This window comes from Klebsiella sp. K4, from assembly GCF_014596785.2.
Classification (GTDB): domain Bacteria; phylum Pseudomonadota; class Gammaproteobacteria; order Enterobacterales; family Enterobacteriaceae; genus Klebsiella; species Klebsiella pneumoniae.
The window spans coordinates 2,248,752-2,266,628 of sequence record NZ_CP115021.1 but is presented as its reverse complement, the minus strand read 5'-3'; the positions used below and the strand labels follow the sequence as shown (position 1 = coordinate 2,266,628).

At 62.9% G+C, this 17,877-nt stretch carries 14 protein-coding genes and 2 pseudogenes; 1 reads left to right on the top strand and 15 read right to left on the bottom strand.

The window, feature by feature from the left end:
- Positions 1–180: 180 nt before the first annotated feature.
- From IB144_RS11260 to IB144_RS11225, 8 genes and pseudogenes are all read right to left on the bottom strand, one after another.
- Positions 181–903 carry an amino acid ABC transporter ATP-binding protein gene (locus IB144_RS11260; RefSeq protein ID WP_149358893.1) on the bottom strand — a complete coding sequence of 241 codons (723 nt, stop codon included), beginning with the start codon at positions 901–903 and terminating at the stop codon, positions 181–183.
- A complete protein-coding gene (locus IB144_RS11255; protein ID WP_004151161.1) occupies positions 890–1,654 on the bottom strand; it encodes an amino acid ABC transporter permease in 765 nt (254 codons plus the stop codon). The genes IB144_RS11260 and IB144_RS11255 overlap by 14 nt, the downstream gene beginning before the upstream one ends.
- Positions 1,655–1,717: 63 nt before the next feature.
- Positions 1,718–2,485 carry a basic amino acid ABC transporter substrate-binding protein gene (locus tag IB144_RS11250; protein ID WP_002908376.1) on the bottom strand — a complete coding sequence of 256 codons (768 nt, stop codon included), beginning with the start codon at positions 2,483–2,485 and terminating at the stop codon, positions 1,718–1,720.
- A 92-nt stretch (positions 2,486–2,577) separates the two neighbouring features.
- Positions 2,578–3,511, bottom strand: a pseudogene (locus IB144_RS11245) (MurR/RpiR family transcriptional regulator).
- Positions 3,477–4,454 carry an ABC transporter substrate-binding protein gene (locus IB144_RS11240; RefSeq protein WP_072143299.1) on the bottom strand — a complete coding sequence of 326 codons (978 nt, stop codon included), beginning with the start codon at positions 4,452–4,454 and terminating at the stop codon, positions 3,477–3,479. Before IB144_RS11240 ends, IB144_RS11245 begins: the two are co-directional and overlap by 35 nt.
- Positions 4,444–5,496: an iron ABC transporter permease gene (locus IB144_RS11235; protein ID WP_048986804.1), complete on the bottom strand. Its 1,053-nt coding sequence runs from the start codon at positions 5,494–5,496 to the stop codon at positions 4,444–4,446. The genes IB144_RS11240 and IB144_RS11235 overlap by 11 nt, the downstream gene beginning before the upstream one ends.
- The gene (locus tag IB144_RS11230; protein ID WP_040152587.1) at positions 5,493–6,518 is read right to left on the bottom strand and encodes an iron ABC transporter permease; all 1,026 of its coding nucleotides are present in this window, start codon (positions 6,516–6,518) and stop codon (positions 5,493–5,495) included. The genes IB144_RS11235 and IB144_RS11230 overlap by 4 nt, the downstream gene beginning before the upstream one ends.
- Positions 6,515–7,336, bottom strand: a complete 822-nt coding sequence (locus IB144_RS11225; protein WP_004184377.1) for an ABC transporter ATP-binding protein — start codon at positions 7,334–7,336, stop codon at positions 6,515–6,517. Before IB144_RS11225 ends, IB144_RS11230 begins: the two co-directional genes overlap by 4 nt.
- Positions 7,337–7,841: 505 nt before the next feature.
- On the opposite strand from IB144_RS11225, the gene IB144_RS11220 reads away from it, so the two are divergent.
- Positions 7,842–9,914, top strand: coding sequence for a TonB-dependent siderophore receptor (locus IB144_RS11220; protein WP_004891261.1), 2,073 nt, complete (start codon positions 7,842–7,844; stop codon positions 9,912–9,914).
- Between the two features lie 938 nt (positions 9,915–10,852).
- On the opposite strand, the gene IB144_RS11215 is transcribed toward IB144_RS11220, so the two are convergent.
- From IB144_RS11215 to IB144_RS11185, 7 genes and pseudogenes are all read right to left on the bottom strand, one after another.
- A complete protein-coding gene (locus IB144_RS11215; RefSeq protein WP_002908439.1) occupies positions 10,853–11,626 on the bottom strand; it encodes an ABC transporter ATP-binding protein in 774 nt (257 codons plus the stop codon).
- Positions 11,620–12,615, bottom strand: coding sequence for an ABC transporter permease subunit (locus IB144_RS11210; RefSeq protein ID WP_049001503.1), 996 nt, complete (start codon positions 12,613–12,615; stop codon positions 11,620–11,622). Before IB144_RS11210 ends, IB144_RS11215 begins: the two co-directional genes overlap by 7 nt.
- Positions 12,596–13,633 (bottom strand): ABC transporter substrate-binding protein, encoded by a 1,038-nt coding sequence (locus tag IB144_RS11205; protein ID WP_049001501.1) that lies wholly within the window; start codon positions 13,631–13,633, stop codon positions 12,596–12,598. The genes IB144_RS11210 and IB144_RS11205 overlap by 20 nt, the downstream gene beginning before the upstream one ends.
- Positions 13,630–14,592, bottom strand: coding sequence for an ABC transporter substrate-binding protein (locus IB144_RS11200; RefSeq protein WP_004175710.1), 963 nt, complete (start codon positions 14,590–14,592; stop codon positions 13,630–13,632). The genes IB144_RS11205 and IB144_RS11200 overlap by 4 nt, the downstream gene beginning before the upstream one ends.
- Before the next feature lie 5 nt (positions 14,593–14,597).
- Entirely contained in the window at positions 14,598–15,749 is a 1,152-nt protein-coding gene (locus tag IB144_RS11195) for an acyl-CoA dehydrogenase family protein (RefSeq protein WP_065888580.1), read from the bottom strand.
- A pseudogene (locus tag IB144_RS11190) lies at positions 15,736–16,831 on the bottom strand (LLM class flavin-dependent oxidoreductase). The gene IB144_RS11195 and the pseudogene IB144_RS11190 overlap by 14 nt, the downstream one beginning before the upstream one ends.
- A gap of 144 nt (positions 16,832–16,975) precedes the next feature.
- Positions 16,976–17,869 (bottom strand): LysR family transcriptional regulator, encoded by an 894-nt coding sequence (locus IB144_RS11185; protein WP_004151833.1) that lies wholly within the window; start codon positions 17,867–17,869, stop codon positions 16,976–16,978.
- Between the last annotated feature and the right edge of the window lie 8 nt (positions 17,870–17,877).

The window sequence follows — 17,877 nt, the reverse complement described above, 5'->3', positions numbered from 1 at the left end:
GTGGGTTAAAAAAAGATTTCCAACGTTATTTTCCTGGAGAAGTCCTAATCGACACCCTGAGATTAACAAAGGGGTTATCGCGGGATATATGAGCCCAGTCAATGTTTGCGCGGATGATTAAAAGCTTCGTCAATACACCCGGAATGCTCAGCGGGCTGGCATCGCGCCAGCCCGCCCGGTTTACAGCACCTTGCTGAGGAACGCGGCGGTGCGTGGGTTGCTCGGCGCGCTAAAGATCTGCCCCGGCTTGCCCTCTTCCTGAATCACGCCCTGGTCGATGAAGATCACCCGGTCGGCCACTTCGCGGGCAAAGCCCATTTCGTGGGTCACGATCACCATGGTCATCCCCTCGCTGGCGAGGTTTTTCATCACCTCCAGCACGTCGCCCACCAGCTCCGGATCCAGCGCCGAAGTGGGCTCATCGAACAGCATTATCGACGGCTTCATCGCCAGCGCGCGGGCGATGGCTACCCGCTGCTGCTGGCCGCCGGACAGGCTCGAGGGCCAGGCGTCGCGCTTATCGCTTAAGCCCACCTTCGCCAGCAAGGCTTCCGCCAGGTCGACCGTCTGCTGGCGCGGCATATTGCGCAGATTCATCGGCGCCATGATCAGGTTTTCCAGCACCGTCATGTGCGGGAACAGGTTAAAGCGCTGGAACACCATGCCGACGCTTTCGCGCATCTTGTTGAGGTCGGTGGTCCGGTCGTGGGCGGCGAAGCCGTTAACCACCACCTCGCCTTCGCTGACCGTCTCCAGGGCGTTCATGCAGCGCAGGAAGGTGCTTTTCCCCGAGCCAGACGGGCCGATGATGCACACCACTTCCTGCGGTTTAATATCGCAGCTGATGCCGCGCAGCACGTGGCTGTCGCCGAAGCGCTTATGTAAGTTATTAATGTGAATCACTTTTGCCAAACCTCTTTTCCAGACGGTTAACCAGCTGCGCCAGCAGGAAGGTGATCACCCAGTAGACCAGAGAGATGGTCAGGTAGGGTTCCCAGTAGGTGGCGTAGGCGCCGGAGACGGTGCGCGCGGCATAGGCCAGATCGGCCAGGCCAATCGCCGAGGCCAGCGACGAATCTTTGACAATGGCGATGGCGTTATTGCCCAGCGGCGGCAGAATACGGCGAAACGCCTGCGGCAGGATCACCTTGCGCATGGTTTTCCACCACGGCATGCCCAGCGCGCGGGAGGCCTCCATCTGCCCTTTGTCGATCGACTGGATGCCGGCGCGGAAAATCTCCGACACATAGGCCCCGGCGTTAAGGGTGATCGCCACGATGCAGGAGAGGAACGCCCCGTAGCTGGCGCGCAGCTCGCGGGCAAAGTCGGCGCTCATCAGGCCGCTGGTCACCAGCAGGCCGTCGCGCGGATTGATAAACAGCGGCACCAGCGCAAAGTGCACCACCATGATCTGCACGAACAGCGGCGTACCGCGGAAGGCGCTGACGTAAAAGCGCACCGGAAACTGCACCAGGTAGCGGAGAATATATTTCCACGGCCCGTGCTCGGCCTTCGCCATCCGCCCGAGACCGAGAGTTAACCCCCACAGCGTCCCGAGGATCACGCAGATAATGGTACATTTAATCGTCATCAGGGCGCCGTCCACAAACAGCGGGCCGTACTCCTCGATGATCTCCCAACGGAATCCCGTCATAGTCCTTCCCTAAAAAATACGGCTATCGCCTGGGCGATAGCCGTGGTCACTGAAAAAGGTGGATTATTGCGCTGGCAGCGTCGGCACGTTGTCGTCGAACCAGGTTTTATAGATTTTGGCGTAAGTCCCGTCAGCAACGATCTTTTGCAGCCCGGCGTTGATTTTGCCCAGCAGTTCGCTGTTGCCTTTCGCCACCGCAATACCGAAATACTGACGCTCAAATTTGGCATCCGGCACCAGCTTGAACTGCTTCTCCGGGTGCTGTTTGATGTAGTACTTCACCACCCCGACGTCGCCAACCGCGGCGCTGACGCCGTCCTCAAACAGCTCCTGGAGCATCAGCGGGGTATTGTCGAAGCGCTTGATCGCGGTGCTGTTTTTACCCAGCACCTCAGAAACCACGATATCGCCGGTGCTGGAGTTCACCACCCCGACCTTCTCGTTTTTCAGGGCCGCCAGCGAATCCACCTGCGAGTCCTGAGCGACGACGATAGACTGTTCGGCCGGGAAGTACGGCGCGGAGAAATCGACCATCTGTTTGCGTTTATCGGTGATGGTGATCCCGGAGATGATGATGTCGCGGTCGCCGGTGTTCAGCGTGGCGAAGATGCCTTCCCATGGGGTATTGACCAGCTTAACGTCAAAGCCTTCGGCTTTGGCGATGGCTTTGATGATGTCGATGTCGAAACCTTCCAGCTGTTTCTGGCTGTTTTCAAATTCAAACGGCCGGTAGGTGCCGCCGGAGCCGACGGTATAGGTTTCCGCAGCCGCCTGTCCGGCAGCCGTCAGCGCGGCTATCATGCAACACGCTTTGAGCAAATTCTTGACCATGAGATTTCCTTTTTATGCATTTATTTTGCATAAAAATACACACACTCACTTTTATATGCAACCGGAAACCTTCCCGCTGGTGAATTATCTTCTCAATGGCCCCGTTTACCGCCGGATTTACCGATAGCCCGATGCAGATCGTTGATTCGCTTCAGGGATTTCACCGTTTTTTGTGGCGTGGTAGAGGCCACCGACAGGACAATCATCTCGAGACAGACCAGCACCGTACCGTGCAGCGGCATCCGGCTACTGTCCCCGCCGCGCGGGACGTCGATCACCACCTGCGCCTCCTGGCTGAAGCGCGAGTCCACCGCCTGGGTCAGCAGGATGGTCGGAATACCCAGCCGCTTCGCCTCGCGCAGGGTGGTCAACCCTTCGCGATGGGGGGATTTTTGCCCCATCATGATCAGCACATCGCCGCGCTGCAGGCCGATAAGCTGTTCGGCAAGGCTAAAGCCCGTGCGGTTCATCACGTACGCCGGCAGGCCAATACGGCTGAACAACCGGGCGGTGTATTCGGCGAGGATCCCCGAGGCGCCGATACCGAAGATCCCCACCTGGCGCGCGTCGCTGAGCAATGCCACCGCCTGAGCCACCGCCGCGCGGTTGTCGACCCGCGACAGGACCTCGCACACCCGCTGATGGCCTTCAAGCACAAAATCAATACTGGAGTTGACGTCGCTGGAGAGCGCGGTAACCGTCGAGCGCATCTTTTCCGCCGAGGTGACCGAGGTGCCGAACCAGCGCTCCATCGTCTGCTTAAGCTCGCGCAGCCCGGCGAAGCCCAGCGCCTGGATGGCACGCACCACCGTGGCGTCGGAGGTCTGGGTCGCGGTGGCGATCTCCATCGCCGTATGCTCCAGCACCACCTCGCGGTTGTCGTTGATATAGCTGACCACCGCCCGCAGCCGGGGGGAGAGCTGGTGCGCCCGGGCGCGATAGCGTTCGCCGAACAGATCGACTTTGCCCTTCTCTTTTTTTACCGCGCTTTTCATTTGGCCTCCGCCGGGATCGGCCTGCCGGCAATATGCGACTGCACCTGGGCCACCATCAGGGACAGCGCGGCGTAGGAGTTAGAGATCACCTCTTCCCGCGGCAGTAAAATATAGTGCCCGGTGCGGCAGGCGCGCATAAAGTCACACCAGCCGGGCATCACGCCTTCCATCGCCTGCAGCTCATCCTGCGGCTTACCGCCGGTATCCGACCGCCAGGTGGCGAAGACAAAATCAGCGTCCAGCTCCGGCAGCTGTTCCGCGCTGACGTCAATGCGCTGACCATCGGGGATCCGCTCAATCAGCGGCGGAAAGCGGAACCCGGCGTCGCGCAGCACCCGGCCCAGCGCATGATACGAATGATGCACCGTGACCTTGCCGTTGTTCGCCTGGATCACTGAGACGCTGTACTGCGGTGGGTTGACCATCGCTTTCAGCTGTTTAATTTGTTCCTGATAGCGGCGCTCGAGGATCGCCAGCCGCGGCTGGGTGCCGGTCAGCTGCGCCAGCTTGCGGTAAATCTCCGGGGCGCTGCCCTGCAGATGGTCGATGCTCACCGTCGGGGCAATCTTCTCCAGTTGCTCTACCGACACGTGGCGGCTGGGCTCAGTGATGATCAGATCCGGCCTGGCGGCGGCTACCGCTTCCAGATCGATATCGGCAGTGCCAATAAAGCGGATATCGCTGTTGTCGAAATCGACGCCGGTGAGCTGGGCGCTGGATCGCAGATAGTGGCTGCCGTCCGGGCGCGTCCGGCCGTGGCTGGCGATCGGCGGCGCCCCGAGCTCAATCAGCGGAATGGTAATGTCGAGATCGTGCATCGAAACGATACGCTGCGGATGCAGCGGCACGGTGACCGTGCGGCCTAAATCATCGGCGAAAGTTTGAGTTTGTGGGGCGGCGGCGCTGACGGCCCCCGTCAGCAACAGCAGCAATGAGACGAACCAACGCATACTACCTTCCTGGTTAAAGGGCATCACGGCGACGCCAGAGCAAGACAACAAAGAACGGGCAGCCCACGAGGGCAATGACAATCCCCGCCGGGATCTGCAGCGGGGCAAACGCCAGCCGGCCAAGGGTATCGGTCGCCAGCACCAGCAAGGCGCCAATCAGCGCGCTGCCGCACAGCAGCGATACCTGGCCGCCGCGCAGCACAAAACGCGCCATATGCGGCGCCATCAGGCCCACAAAGCCCAGGCTGCCGACGCAGGAGACGCTGGCCGAGGTCAGCAGCACCGGCGCAAAAAAGCGCAGCACCGTCAGCTGCTGCAGACGTACGCCGAGGCCGATGGCGGTCCGGTCGCCCAGCAGCGCCACGTCCGCCGCCCGGGCGGTACAGAACAGGATGATGGCCCCGGGCAGCGCCCAGCAAAAAGCCACCGCCAGCAGCGGCCAGGTGGCGGCCTGCAGGCTGCCCGCCAGCCAGATCATCGCCGTCTGCACGTCGCGTACGTCGGCGGTGGTCATAAAGATGCCGACCGCGGCAGCCAGGCTCCAGGAGACGCCGATGCCAATTAAAATAAAGCGCGGCCGCGAACAGTCGCGGGCCAGCGTCAGGACCAGCAGGGCCACCGCTATGCCGCCGACCATCCCCGCCAGCGGCCGCCAGACCAGGCCTACCGCCGGGAAAAACAGCACCAGCGCCAGAACCACGATGTTTGCCCCCTCTTTGACGCCGATCAGCCCCGGGTCGGCCAGCCCGTTACGGGTGATGCTCTGCATCGCCGCGCCGGCCAGCCCCAGCATAGCCCCGCACAGCAGCGCCATCAGGATCCGCGGCAGGCGGATATCAAACAGAATAAAGCGCGGCTGCTCGCCCATCTCCTGGGGCGCCAGCAGGGCTCGCGCCAGCGTCGACGCGGGCAGCGGATAGCTGCCGCGGCTAAGGCTGTACAGCCCCAGCGCCAGCAGCGTCAGCACTATGCTGGCGGCAATTTTTAACGCCGCAGGACGCAGCAGCAGATGACGGGAGGCGAAAGCCAGCGGCCGAAAACCGGCCCGGTGAACGGCGCGCGTCATTTAAAAAACCTCGCGGCGATAAAGATAAACAACGGCGCGCCCACCAGGGCGGTCATCGCTCCGGTGGCCAGCTCCTGCGGCGCGACCAGCGTCCGGGCGGCGATATCCGCCAGCACCAGCGCCAGCGCTCCCACCGGCGCGGCCAGGGGCAGCGCCAGGCGGATGTCTTCCGTCACCAGACGGCGCACCATGTGCGGCACCACCAGCCCGACGAAGCCGATCGGCCCGGCCACCGCCACCGCCGCGCCGCACAGCAGCGCAATCGCCAGCAGGCCCAGCAGCCGGGTCTGGACGAGATTAACGCCAAGGCCCAGCGCCACCTTATCCCCCAGCGCCAGCACGTTGAGGCGTGGGGCAATGAGCAGCGCGACGCCAAGGCCGATCAGCGCTGGAACCAGCGCCGTCTGCAGCGTGCTCCAGTTCAGTCCGGCCAGGTCGCCGGCCAGCCAGGTGCGCATCGCCAGCAGCGTCTGTTCATCGAGAATTAATATCGCCGCCGTCACCGCCGACGCAAACCCTGACAGCGCCACTCCGCACAACGTGATGCGCAGCGGCGTCGCCCCGCCGCGCCCGGCAGAGGCCAGCGCCATCACGCCACCGAACAGCAGCCCCGCGCCGCAGGCGGCGGTCAGCGGGCGCCCGGCGGGGAAAGCGCCGAAGGACAGGCCCAGCGCCGAGGTCGCCACCACCGCCAGCGAGGCGCCGGCGTTAAGCCCGAGAATATGCGGCTCGCCAAGCGGGTTACGGATCACCGTCTGCAGCAGCAGCCCGGCGACGCCGAGCGCCGCGCCGGTCAGCAGCGCCGCCGCCAGCCGCACCAGACGCAGATCGACGATAATCCGCTGCTCAAAGTTACGCGGATCGTACTCCAGCAGCGCTCGCAGCACCGTCTGCGGGGCGATCCAGCGGGCGCCTAAGCCAAGATGCACCAGCGAGGCGGCGATAAGCAGCAGCGTTAGCAGAAGCAGCGCCAGCCGGGGGCGGGGGCGACGCCGCGCGGAAAGCAGGATGGCCACGCTCATTGTGCCGCTGCCTGGCGGTCGCGAAACGGCATAAAGAAGGGTTTGCCGGTTTGCGGGTTAATCGACATCTGCACGTCAACGTCAAACACGCGTTTAATCAGCTCAGGGCTACAGACATCGTTGTCGCTAATCGTGCCGGCGATGCGCCCCTGTTTAAGGAATACCAGCAGATCGGCGTAGTTCACCGCAAAGTTAAGGTCATGGAGCACCGTCACCACCGTGCGGCCATGTTCGCGGGTGAGGGTCTGGAGCAGCTCAAGGATATCGACCTGATAGCGCAGATCGAGCCAGGTGGTCGGCTCATCGAGCAGAATGGTGGCCGTTTGCTGGGCCAGCGCCATGGCGATCCAGCAGCGCTGACGCTGGCCGCCGGAGAGGCTGTCCACCGGCAGATGGGCGAATTCGGCGGTACCGGTTAAGCGCAGCGCCTCCTCTACCGCCAGCTCATCGGCCTCGGACCACTGGCGCATCAGCCCCTGCCACGGGTAGCGCCCGCGCGAGACCAGCTCGAAAACGGTCAATCCTTCCGGGGTCAACGGCGATTGCGGGAGGATGCCCAGCTGGCGCGAGACGGCTTTCGTCGGCATCTGGTGAATGGCTTGCCCGTCCAGACGCACGCAGCCGCCGAGCGGTTTCAGCATTCTGGCGATGGTCGAGAGCAGCGTGGATTTGCCGGATCCGTTCGCCCCGGCCAGCACCGTCATTTTGCCGGTGGGAATGGTCAGGTTGATATCGTCAACGATCAGGGTCTGGCCGTAGCCGGCCGACAGGGCATCCAGTACGATCCCCTGCTCTGCAGGTTTCACCCGCTGTGGCATAACTCGCTCCTGCGCCGCAGCGTTCCAGGCGATAGCTGGACATTCTGCAGTCAAATCAAAATAAATCTCATTCTCTTTTGATCATGACGGGGATGAATGTAGTAGTCAATACTCGCCATCGTCTTCAGACGGGGACGCTGACTACAGCGAGACTGTGCCAACGCAATATAATTAAAATAAAATAATATCAGATAGATAACTACAGAACATTCCCTACTGGAGGTGTTTAAAACGTCCTATTCCTCGCCGCTGAATTTTTATCTTGCATAACGTTTACTACTACATCCCTTCATGATTGAATGATTCTCAATTACACATCTGAAGGCGCATTCAGACGCTAAACAGAGTGCTTTTATTATTCAGGGCAATGATTTTATTGGCTTAATCTGACCGCAAAGGCAGATTCGTTCACGAGAAACAGATAATGACTCAACCCCATGTCGCCTGCAGGACGTTGCCAGGGCGCGCGCTTTTTTCGCTTCTTTTTTTAGCCTCACCGGGATTAATGGCCGCCGACAATCGCGCGGCGAAAAGTACTAACGACGCGGAAGAGACCATCACCGTAGTGGCCGACGGCGCGCAGCAAAGCGCCACAAGCGGCTATCAGCCGCTCAGCTCCGCCACCGCGACGCTAACCTCGATGCCGCTGCTGGATATTCCCCAGGTGGTCAATACCGTCAGCGATCGGGTTCTCGAAGATCAGCACGCCACCTCACTCGATGAGGCGCTGTATAACGTCGCTAACGTGGTGCAGACCAACACCCTCGGCGGTACCCAGGACGCCTTTACCCGCCGCGGCTTCGGCGCCAACCGCGACGGCTCGATCATGACCAACGGCCTGCGCACCGTGCTGCCGCGCAGCTTTAACGCCGCCACCGAACGGGTGGAAGTCCTGAAGGGGCCCGCCTCGACGCTGTACGGTATCCTCGACCCCGGCGGGCTGATCAACGTCATCACTAAACGGCCGGAGCGGCAGTTCTCCGGTTCGGTTTCCGGGACCTCCACCAGCTTTGGCGGCGGCACCGGCAGCGTCGACATCACCGGCCCCATCGAAGGCACAAATCTGGCGTACCGACTGATCGGCGAATATCAGAATGAGGATTACTGGCGCAATTTCGGTAAAAACAAAAGCAGCTTTATCGCCCCTTCCCTGACCTGGTTTGGCGAGCGGGCAACGGTGACCGCGTCCTATTCGCACCGCGACTACAGCGCCCCCTTTGATCGCGGCACTATCTTCGATCTGAATACCGGCCATGCGGTTAACGTCGATCGCAAAACCCGCTTCGATGAAGCGTTTAATATTACCGATGGCTATTCCGATCTCGCTCAGCTCAACGCCGAGTATCGCCTTAACGACGCCTGGACCGCGCGCTTCGACTACAGCTACAGCCAGGATCATTACAACGATAACCAGGCGCGGGTGATGGCCTATGATTCGGCGACCGGCAACCTCACCCGCCGGGTCGATGGTACCCACGGTTCAACGCAGAAGATGCACTCCACCCGCGCCGACCTGCAGGGCAACGTGGTAGTGGGCGGCTTTTATAACGAGCTGCTGACCGGCGTCGCCTATGAGAATTACGATCTGCTGCGCACCGATATGCTGCGCTGTAAGAACGTTAAAGGCTTTAACATCTATCATCCGGTCTACGGCACTCTCGACACCTGTAATACCGTCTCCGCCTCCGACAGCGACCAGCGCATTCAGCAGGAGAGCTATGCCGCATACGTACAGGACGCGCTGTACCTGACCGACAACTGGATCGCCGTCGCCGGCGTGCGCTACCAGTACTACACCCAGTACGCCGGTAAAGGCCGACCGTTTAACGTCAATACCGACAGCCGCGATGAGAAATGGACGCCGAAAGCCGGCCTGGTCTACAAGGTCACGCCGAACGTCTCTCTGTTCGCCAACGTCGCCCAGTCGTTTATGCCGCAGTCGTCGATCGCCAGCTATATCGGCGAGCTGCCGCCGGAAGAGTCCACCTCTTACGAAGTGGGCGCCAAATTTGACCTGTTAAACGGCATTACCGCCAATATCGCGCTGTTTGATATTCATAAGCGTAACGTGCTGTACACCGAGAGCATTGGCGATGAGACGGTGGCCAAAACGGCGGGCAAAGTGCGTTCCCAGGGCGTGGAAGTGGATCTGGCCGGGTCCATCACCGATAACCTCAGCGTGATCGCCAGCTACGGCTACACCGACGCCAAAGTGCTGGAAGATCCGGATTACGCCGGGAAACCGCTGCCAAACGTACCGAAACATACCGGTTCGCTGTTCCTGACCTATGACATTCATAACGTCTACAACAGCAATACCCTGACCGTCGGCGGCGGCGGCCACGCGGTCAGCAAGCGCTCCGGCACCAACGGCGCGGATTATTATCTGCAGGGGTATGCGGTGGCGGATGTGTTCGCCGCCTATAAGATGAAGCTGCAGTATCCGGTGACGCTGCAGGTGAATGTGAAGAACCTGTTTGATAAGACCTATTACACTTCCTCGATCGGCACCAATAACCTCGGTAACCAGATTGGCGACCCGCGCGAAGTGCAGTTCACGGTGAAGATGGATTTTTAAGCCGGACCATGGCGTCGCGCCGGATATTCATTGCCGGGCGGCGCTGCGCTTGCGCCGGCCTACGTTTCCGTGACATTTGTCGCAGCTCGTAGGCCCGGTAAGGCGCAGCCGCCACCGGGCAAAACAGGCGCCTGGCGCCGGATGCCCATTGCCGGGCGGCGCTGCGCTTGCGCCGGCCTACGTTTCCGTGACATTTGTCGCAGTTCGTAGGCCCGGTAAGGCGCAGCCGCCACCGGGCAAAAACAGGCGCCTGGCGCCGGATGCCCATTGCCGGGCGGCGCTGCGCTTGCACCGGCCTACGTTTCCGTGACATTTGTCGCAGTTCGTAGGCCCGGTAAGGCGCAGCCGCCACCGGGCAAAACAGGCGCCTGGCGCCGGATGCCCATTGCCGGGCGGCGCTGCGCTTGCACCGGCCTACGTTTCCGTGACATTTGTCGCAGTTCGTAGGCCCGGTAAGGCGCAGCCGCCACCGGGCAAAAACAGGCGCCTGGCGCCGGATGTTCATTGCCGGGCGGCGCTGCGCTTGCGCCGGCCTACCTTTCCGTGACATTTGTCGCAGTTCGTAGGCCCGGTAAGGCGCAGCCGCCACCGGGCAAAACAGGCGCCAGGCACCGGATGCCCATTGCCGGGCGGCGCTGCGCTTGCGCCGGCCTACGTTTCCGTGACATTTGTCGCAGTTCGTAGGCCCGGTAAGGCGCAGCCGCCACCGGGCAAAAACAGGCGCCTGGCGCCGGATGCCCATTGCCGGGCGGCGCTGCGCTTGCGCCGGCCTACCTTTCCGTGACATTTGTCGCAGTTCGTAGGCCCGGTAAGGCGCAGCCGCCACCGGGCAAAAACAGGCGCCTGGCGCCGGATGTTCATTGCCGGGCGGCGCTGCGCTTGCGCCGGCCTACCTTTCCGTGACATTTGTCGCAGCGCCACCGGGGAATGCGTTCAGCTTACCAGTCCGCCTCCTGGCCGAGGATGCGCAATATATCCTGACGATGCTGCAGCAGCTGCGGGTTATCGCGATGACGGGGAAAAGCCAGCGGCAGCGCAAACTCGGCGATAATCCGCCCTGGACGCGGCGACATCACCAGCACCCGCTCGCACAGCAGCAGCGCCTCTTCGATATCGTGGGTCACCAGCAGGCTGGTATACCCCTGCTGCTGCCAGAGGGCGATCAGCTCCCGCTGCATACTGATGCGGGTCAGCGAATCGAGTTTGCCCAACGGCTCGTCGAGCAGCAGCAGACGCGGTTCGTTCAACAAGGCGCGCGCCAGCGCCGCACGCTGTGCCATCCCTCCGGACAGCTGCCGCGGCCACGCCTCGCTGAAGGCCTGCAGCCCGATGCGGTCAATCAACGCGTCTGCCTTCGCCTCCAGCCCCTTTTTCCCCTGCGCCTGCGGGCCCAGCAGCACGTTCTGCCGCACCGTCAGCCACGGATAGAGCGTCGGATCCTGAAACACCAGAATTCGCTCCGGCCCCGGGGCGCCGAGCGCCGCGCCGTCGATCTGCATCTGTCCGCTCTGCGGCGCTTCCAGCCCCGCCAGCAGCCGCAGCAGGGTTGATTTACCGCAGCCGGAAGGGCCCAGCAGCGCCACGCTTTCCCCCGGGCGCAGCTGCAGGCTAATATTCTCCAGCACCGGTACCGTCTGTTTGCCAAGCGTAAACGCATGATGAAGATGGCTGATGGATACCGCCGCGCCGCGCGCTATCGTCTCGGTTACCATTGCATCCCTCCTCGCTGCCAGCTCAGCAGCCGGTCACGCAGCATAAATAATCCGCTTATCAGGCCGGAGCATAACAAGGCCATCACCAGCAGCGCGGCATACATATTCGGATAGGCCGCCCAGCCCTGGGCCCACTGGAGGTAAAAGCCGATCCCCGACTTCACCCCGACCATTTCGGCGACAATCAGCACCGAAAACGACGCGCCGAGCCCCATAAACAGGCCGACAAAGACGTTCGGCAACGCGGCGGGGATCGCCACCCGCAGGATCAGGAAACGCTGGCTGGCGCCGAGGGTCCGCGCCACGTCGTACCACGCCTTATCAATGCCCATCACTCCGGACCAGGTCAGCACCGTGACCGGGAACCAGGTGCTCAGCGCGATCAAAAACACGCTGGCGCCGAAGCTCGAGGGAAAAATAAACAGGCACAGCGGCAGCAGCGCGGTGGACGGCACCGGCCCCAGCAGACGTAACACCGGATGCACCCAGTAGCCAATCCGTTGCGACCAGCCGATGGCCAGACCAGTGATGAACCCGCTGCTGGTACCCAGCAGCACACCGAGCCCCAGCAGCCCCAGGGAGTGCAGCAGGCTGTCGAGCAGGCGCGGCCAGTCGTCGTGCAGCACCTCGATCAGCGCCTGCGGCGGCGCGAAGAATGGTACCGGCAGCACGGCAGTTTTGGCGGTCAGCCCTTCCCAGACAGCAAACAGCACCGGCAGCAGCGCCAGCCACTTGCTGGCATGCAGCACACGCGCGCCGCGCGCCCGCCAGTAGCGATAGCTCAGCGCCAGCAGCAGCAAGCCGCCGCCGAGGGTGAATTGCGCCAGCGCCCAGCCTTCGCTAAACGGCCAGCGCCGCCCGGCGTCGGGCCAGGTCAGAGTAAACAGACCGCCCATCAGCCACAGCGCGGCGGCCAGCAGCCCTTCTCCCCACAGCGGCGCGCGGCCGGTGGGGCGCGCCAGAGCCTGCTCAGGCGAATACGTTGGCATAGATACTCTCCGCGAACTGATGGGGATCGGTACCCGGCTTGATCACCTGCACCCGCTGCAGGTCGACCGCATACTGCGTCAGCTCTTTCACGAACGCTTCGCCCACCGCGTGATGGCCGTGGCCCTGCCCGTGCAGGATGCCGCTCACCTCCGCTTCACTGGTATTCAGGGCATGGGCGAGGAAGGATTGCGCCACGCTTTCCGGATGCTCAGCGGCATAGCTGTGCGCCTCAAGGATCGCCTGGGTGAGCGCCGCGGCGGCCGGTTTATGGTCCCGCGCCAGGCTCCCGCTCACCCCCAGCACGCAGCAGCTGAGGTTGGCATAATCCCCGGTCATATTGCTGGCGATCAGCTGATACTTGCCGGTCTCCAGCAGACGATAGCTGAACGGCTCGCTGCCGCTGATGGCGGCGATTTCGCGCTTGTCCAGCGCCACGCTGAGCAGATCCGCCGGGTAGACTTTCCACTGCACGTCGCTGATCGGGTCGATACCGTGGCGCTTAAGCAGAATGGCGAAGAAGTTTTTATCCGGTCCGGCCATGTCGGTGACGCCGATGGTTTGCCCCTTCAGGCTCTCGAGGCCGCCGAACGGCGAGTCTTTGGCCGTCAGCAGGTTCAGACAGCCGCCGTGGGTCCCGGCGGTGAGCTTGACGTCAAAGCCCTGCTCCAGCGCCTTCAGCCAGCGCAGCGCCATCCCCACCCCGGCGTCGGCCTTACCGGTGGCGATCGCCTCCAGCAGCACATCGGTGGAGTTGCCGAAGTTAACAAACTCTACGTCGAGGTTGTATTTACTGAATATCTTCTGCTGCTCGGCGACGGCGACCGGCGCGAGGCATACCGCGCTTTTGTTGATCGCCAGCTTGATCTTGTAGGGCTCTGGCAGGCGCAGCGCCGGATGGGCATCGCCGCCGGCCATGTCCGCCATATCATGAGCCCACAGCGGCAGAGAGACCCCGGCCAGCGCCAGGCCGCCGCTGAGCTGTAAAAAACGGCGGCGGGAAAAAGGGGTTCTGGTCATGGCGTCACCTCGGCGGCGGGCACGCTAAAACGGCGGTCAAAGGTCGGCTTCACGTCCAGCCGGGTGCGGATCAGGCCGTTGGCGAGATAAAAGTCCGCCGTTGCCTGCTGCTGGGCCACTGTTTCCTCGGCCAGCGGCTGCCACTGCGACTGGCGGTTGGCAAACTGCGCGCGGGCGATCTCCGCCGGGAAGCGGATGATCTCCCCCAACGTTTTGCCGTAGCTGTCGAGATTGGCGTAGGCCCAGCGCTCGGCGCCGGCCAGGCGCTGGAGATAATCCTGCAGCGCGGCGCGTTTTTGCGGATCGTTAAGCGCGGAATCCGTTGCCGCGAGGAAGGTATTCCCCGGCAGCAGCCCTTTGCCGCTCACCAGGATCTGCCCCTCGTTGGTCTTCACCATTTGGGTGGTGTAGGGCTCCCAGGTCGCCCAGGCGTCCACCGAACCGTTTAGCAACGCCACTTTGGCGTCCACCGGGCCGAGGAACACCCACTGCACCTCCTTCGGTGAAATCCCCGCCTGCTCCAGCGCTTTCAGCGCCACGAAATGACCAATCGACCCTTTACCGGTGGCGATGCGTTTGCCTTTTAAATCAGCGCCACTTTTTAACGTGCTGCCGGGGGATACCAGCACCGCGGTCCCCGCCGGGTTGCTTTTATCCACGGCAATAGCTTTGACCGGCGCACCGTTGGCCAGGGCGAAGAGCAACGGCGCATCGCCGATGATCCCCGCGTCCACGGCGCCCGCGTTGAGGGCTTCCGCCAGCGGCGCGGCGGCCGGGAACTCGGCCCACTTAATGTCGTAAGGGAGATTTTGCAGGGCGTTGGCCGCCTCCAGCTGCGAACGCATGCCGCCTTTTTGATCGGCGATACGCAGGGTAAGCCGCTCCTGCGCTGTCGCGTAGCCGCCCAGCGCCAGCAGCATCAGCGCGGCCGCCACCCGGCCTGAAAATGATAGACGCATCGTGATTATCCTTGTGATTGAAAGACGAAGTTGCCGGCTGCCAGCCAGGCGCTGTCGCTCTGTGGGGTATGTACCCGTCCGCAGAGCACATTGCGGTAGTGGCGTTCCAGCGGGTTTTGTCGGCTGAGACCATGATTGCCGGTCAGCTCGAGCGCGATATTCACCGCCTGAATGGCGTTGTCGGTGATGGTGACTTTCGCCAGATTGGCCTCGATGGCGGAAAAGCGCAGCGCGGCGGCCTGCTCCAGCAGGCTGCGGTTGACCAGCAGCAGCCCGGCGATCTGCCCGACTTTCTCCTGCACCCGTGGCAGACGAGAGAGCGGATGGCCGAGACCGGCGGGCACCCGCCCCGCCAGCCACCTCACCAGCCAGTCGTGAGCGGCGTGGGCAATGCTGTCATAGATCGCCGCCAGCAGCGCTGTCTGCCGGTTGGCGAACAGGCGAAACGGTTCGGCCTGGGCGGCGGGTGGCGCATCGGCCGTCCAGACATCCACCGCGTGCTCTGCCGCCACCCGAACGTGGTTAAAAATAACTTCATGGCTGCCGGTGGCCCGCATCCCGGCGTGATCCCAGCTCTTCACCACCGTGATACCCGGGCTGTCGCCAGGCACCAGCCAGGTACCCACCAGCGGCGGGTTATCATCGCTTCTGGCCCACACTGCCAGCCAGCGCAGCCCTTCAATGCCGGTGGTATAAATTTTATGGCCGCTGATGTCCCAGCCCTCCGCGCGACGGGTCGCCACGGTGTCCGGCAGGCCGCCCCGCGCCGGGGAGCCCAGCTCCGGCTCGACGCGCAGGCTGTTGATGAGGCCACCGTGTTCGACAGCATCGTGAAAAACCTGCTGGCGCAGCGGCGCGTGCCAGGCGTCGTTTTCCGCCAGCCGCAAATGGTGGAGATACTGCATGCAGACGATCAGCGCTGTCGCCGGCTCTCCCCAGGCGATGGCGGCGATGACCTCCTGCAGCTGGGCCAGACTGGCGCCCGCGCCGCCGCAGGATGGCGGCACGGCGAGACTTAACCAGCCCCCCGCACGCAGATGGTCGATATTACGCCAGGGAAACTCGCCGCTGGCGTCAAGGCTGGCTGCCTGCTCCGCCATCTGCTGGCGGAGCGCCGTCAGCTGCCGGGCCCAGTCGTCGCGCTCAGGATGGATCACGATGCGCGCTCCGCCACCGCACGCCGCGCGGCTTTTTCCCGGGCGATCGGCAGCAGCGCCCGGCCATAGTCGGCCGCGTCGTTCAGCGGATCGAAGCCGCGGATCAGGAAGTTACGCACCCCGAGGTCGTAGTAATCGATCAGCGCATCCGCCACCTGCTCCGGGGTGCCCACCAGCGCGGTGGAGTTATGTCCGCCGCCCACCAGCTGGGCGATGCCGGTCCACAGACGTTTGTCTACCACTCTGCCCTGCGCCGCGGTGGCCCGCAGCCGCTGGGCGCCGATGCTGTCCGGTTTGGCTTTGAACCCGCCTCCGCGCTGCGCCGCCTGCTCGGTGGCGACGTGCAGGATATGCTCGGCTTTCTCCCAGGCTTCGGCTTCGCTGTCGGCGATAATCGGCCGGAACGAGACGCTGAAGCCGATATCACGCTGGTGTTTCGCCGCTTCGGCGCGCACCCGCTGGATGGTCTCGCCGGTTTGCGCCAGCGACTCGCCCCACAGCGCGAAGACGTCGGCATGTTTGCCGGCGACGGCGATGGCCGCTTCCGACGAGCCGCCGAAGTAGATGGGAAGATGCGGCTTTTGCAGCGGGCGAATGGCGGACCAGGCCTGCTCGGCCTGATAGAAATCGTTGTGAATATCCACCGGCTGCTCGCTGGTCCACACCTGGCGCACGGTGTCGAGGAAGGCGTCGGTGCGGGCGTAGCGCTGGTCGTGGTCGAGATAATCGCCATCCCGGCGCTGCTCGGCATCGTTGCCGCCGCTGATGATATGCACCGCCAAGCGGCCCCCCAGCAGGTGCTCAAGGGTGGCGAATTTGCGCGCGGCAAGGGTTGGGGAAACAAAACCGGGACGATGGGCCAGCAGGTACTGAATTTTCTGCGTCGACAGTCCGGCCAGGGCCGTCACCAGAAAGCCGTCGGGTTGATCGGACCAGTGGCCGACCAGCAGACGATCAAACCCGGCGGCTTCATGGGTTTGCGCAAAGCGAACGATATAGTCGCGGTCAAAGATCGGCCCCACCGGGGCAATCGTTTCGGAAGAGAGGCGGTGGCCAATCATGCCGAGAAACTGAATGCTCATGAACAACTCCTTGCGTCAGGGTAATGGAGTGGCCGCGACAGCGGCGCTGGTCATTACCCTATACAGAGCGTGTTAATGAGCAAAATGCATTTTTATCATATCTTAATATGCTTAATTAGCATTAAACAAAAATGCATAGTGCTTTCAGTCGGATACGGTCAGCTGCTGAACCACTTTGCTGGCAAAAAAGGTCAGCGGCGGCTGCAGGTTCGCCAGATACTGGGCGTGGATCAGCCACAGTGAGACCGCAGGCTGAAAATCGCTGAGGCTGAGGACCGCGACCTCGTCCCGCCACGGGCTGCTGGCCAGCGCCGCCCTCGGCACCAGACCCAGCCCCAGCCCCTGCGCCACCAGCGCTATCTGCAGCTGCGCGCCCGCGCTCTCGACGTTGAGCGTCAACCGCAATCCCTGGCTCTGCAGCTCGCGAATGAGCCCGGCGCGCAGGCCACAGCCGTCGGGGTTAAGGATCCAGCCCCGTTCGGCGCACTCCCGCAGGGATGACGCGCGCAAATTCAAACGCCGGCCGACGATCGGCACCACCTCCAGGGGACACAGCAGGCGCCCGCTGTAGCCCTCGGCGAAGCTTTGCTGGGCGGGCCCCATCGCCAGCATGCCGTCCAGCTCGCCGTTTTCCAGCCGGCGCTGCAGCTGTCCGCTCCAGCCGCAGGTGATCTGCGGCGACAGTCCGGGAAACTGCTGGCTCAGCGCCGACAGCGCCGCCGGCAGGGCAATCTCGCTGAGACTCTGCGGCACGCCGAGACGCAGGGCGCCGCGCGGCTCGCCTTGCGGATCCAACAGGCTGTAGAGTTTTTTCGTCTCACGCTTAATGCTCAGACACTGCTCGTACACCCGATGTCCGGCGGCGGTCAGGGTCAGCGGGCGGGTCTGGCGCTCTAACAGCGTGACGTTCAGCTCCTGTTCCAGACGCTGCAGGCGCCGGGTGATGGCCGACTGGGTGATCCCCAGATATTCCGCGGCCTGATTGAGGGAGGAAAACTGCACCGTGGCCAGCAAAGCGTCGATATCGTCAATGCGCATAGGAACCT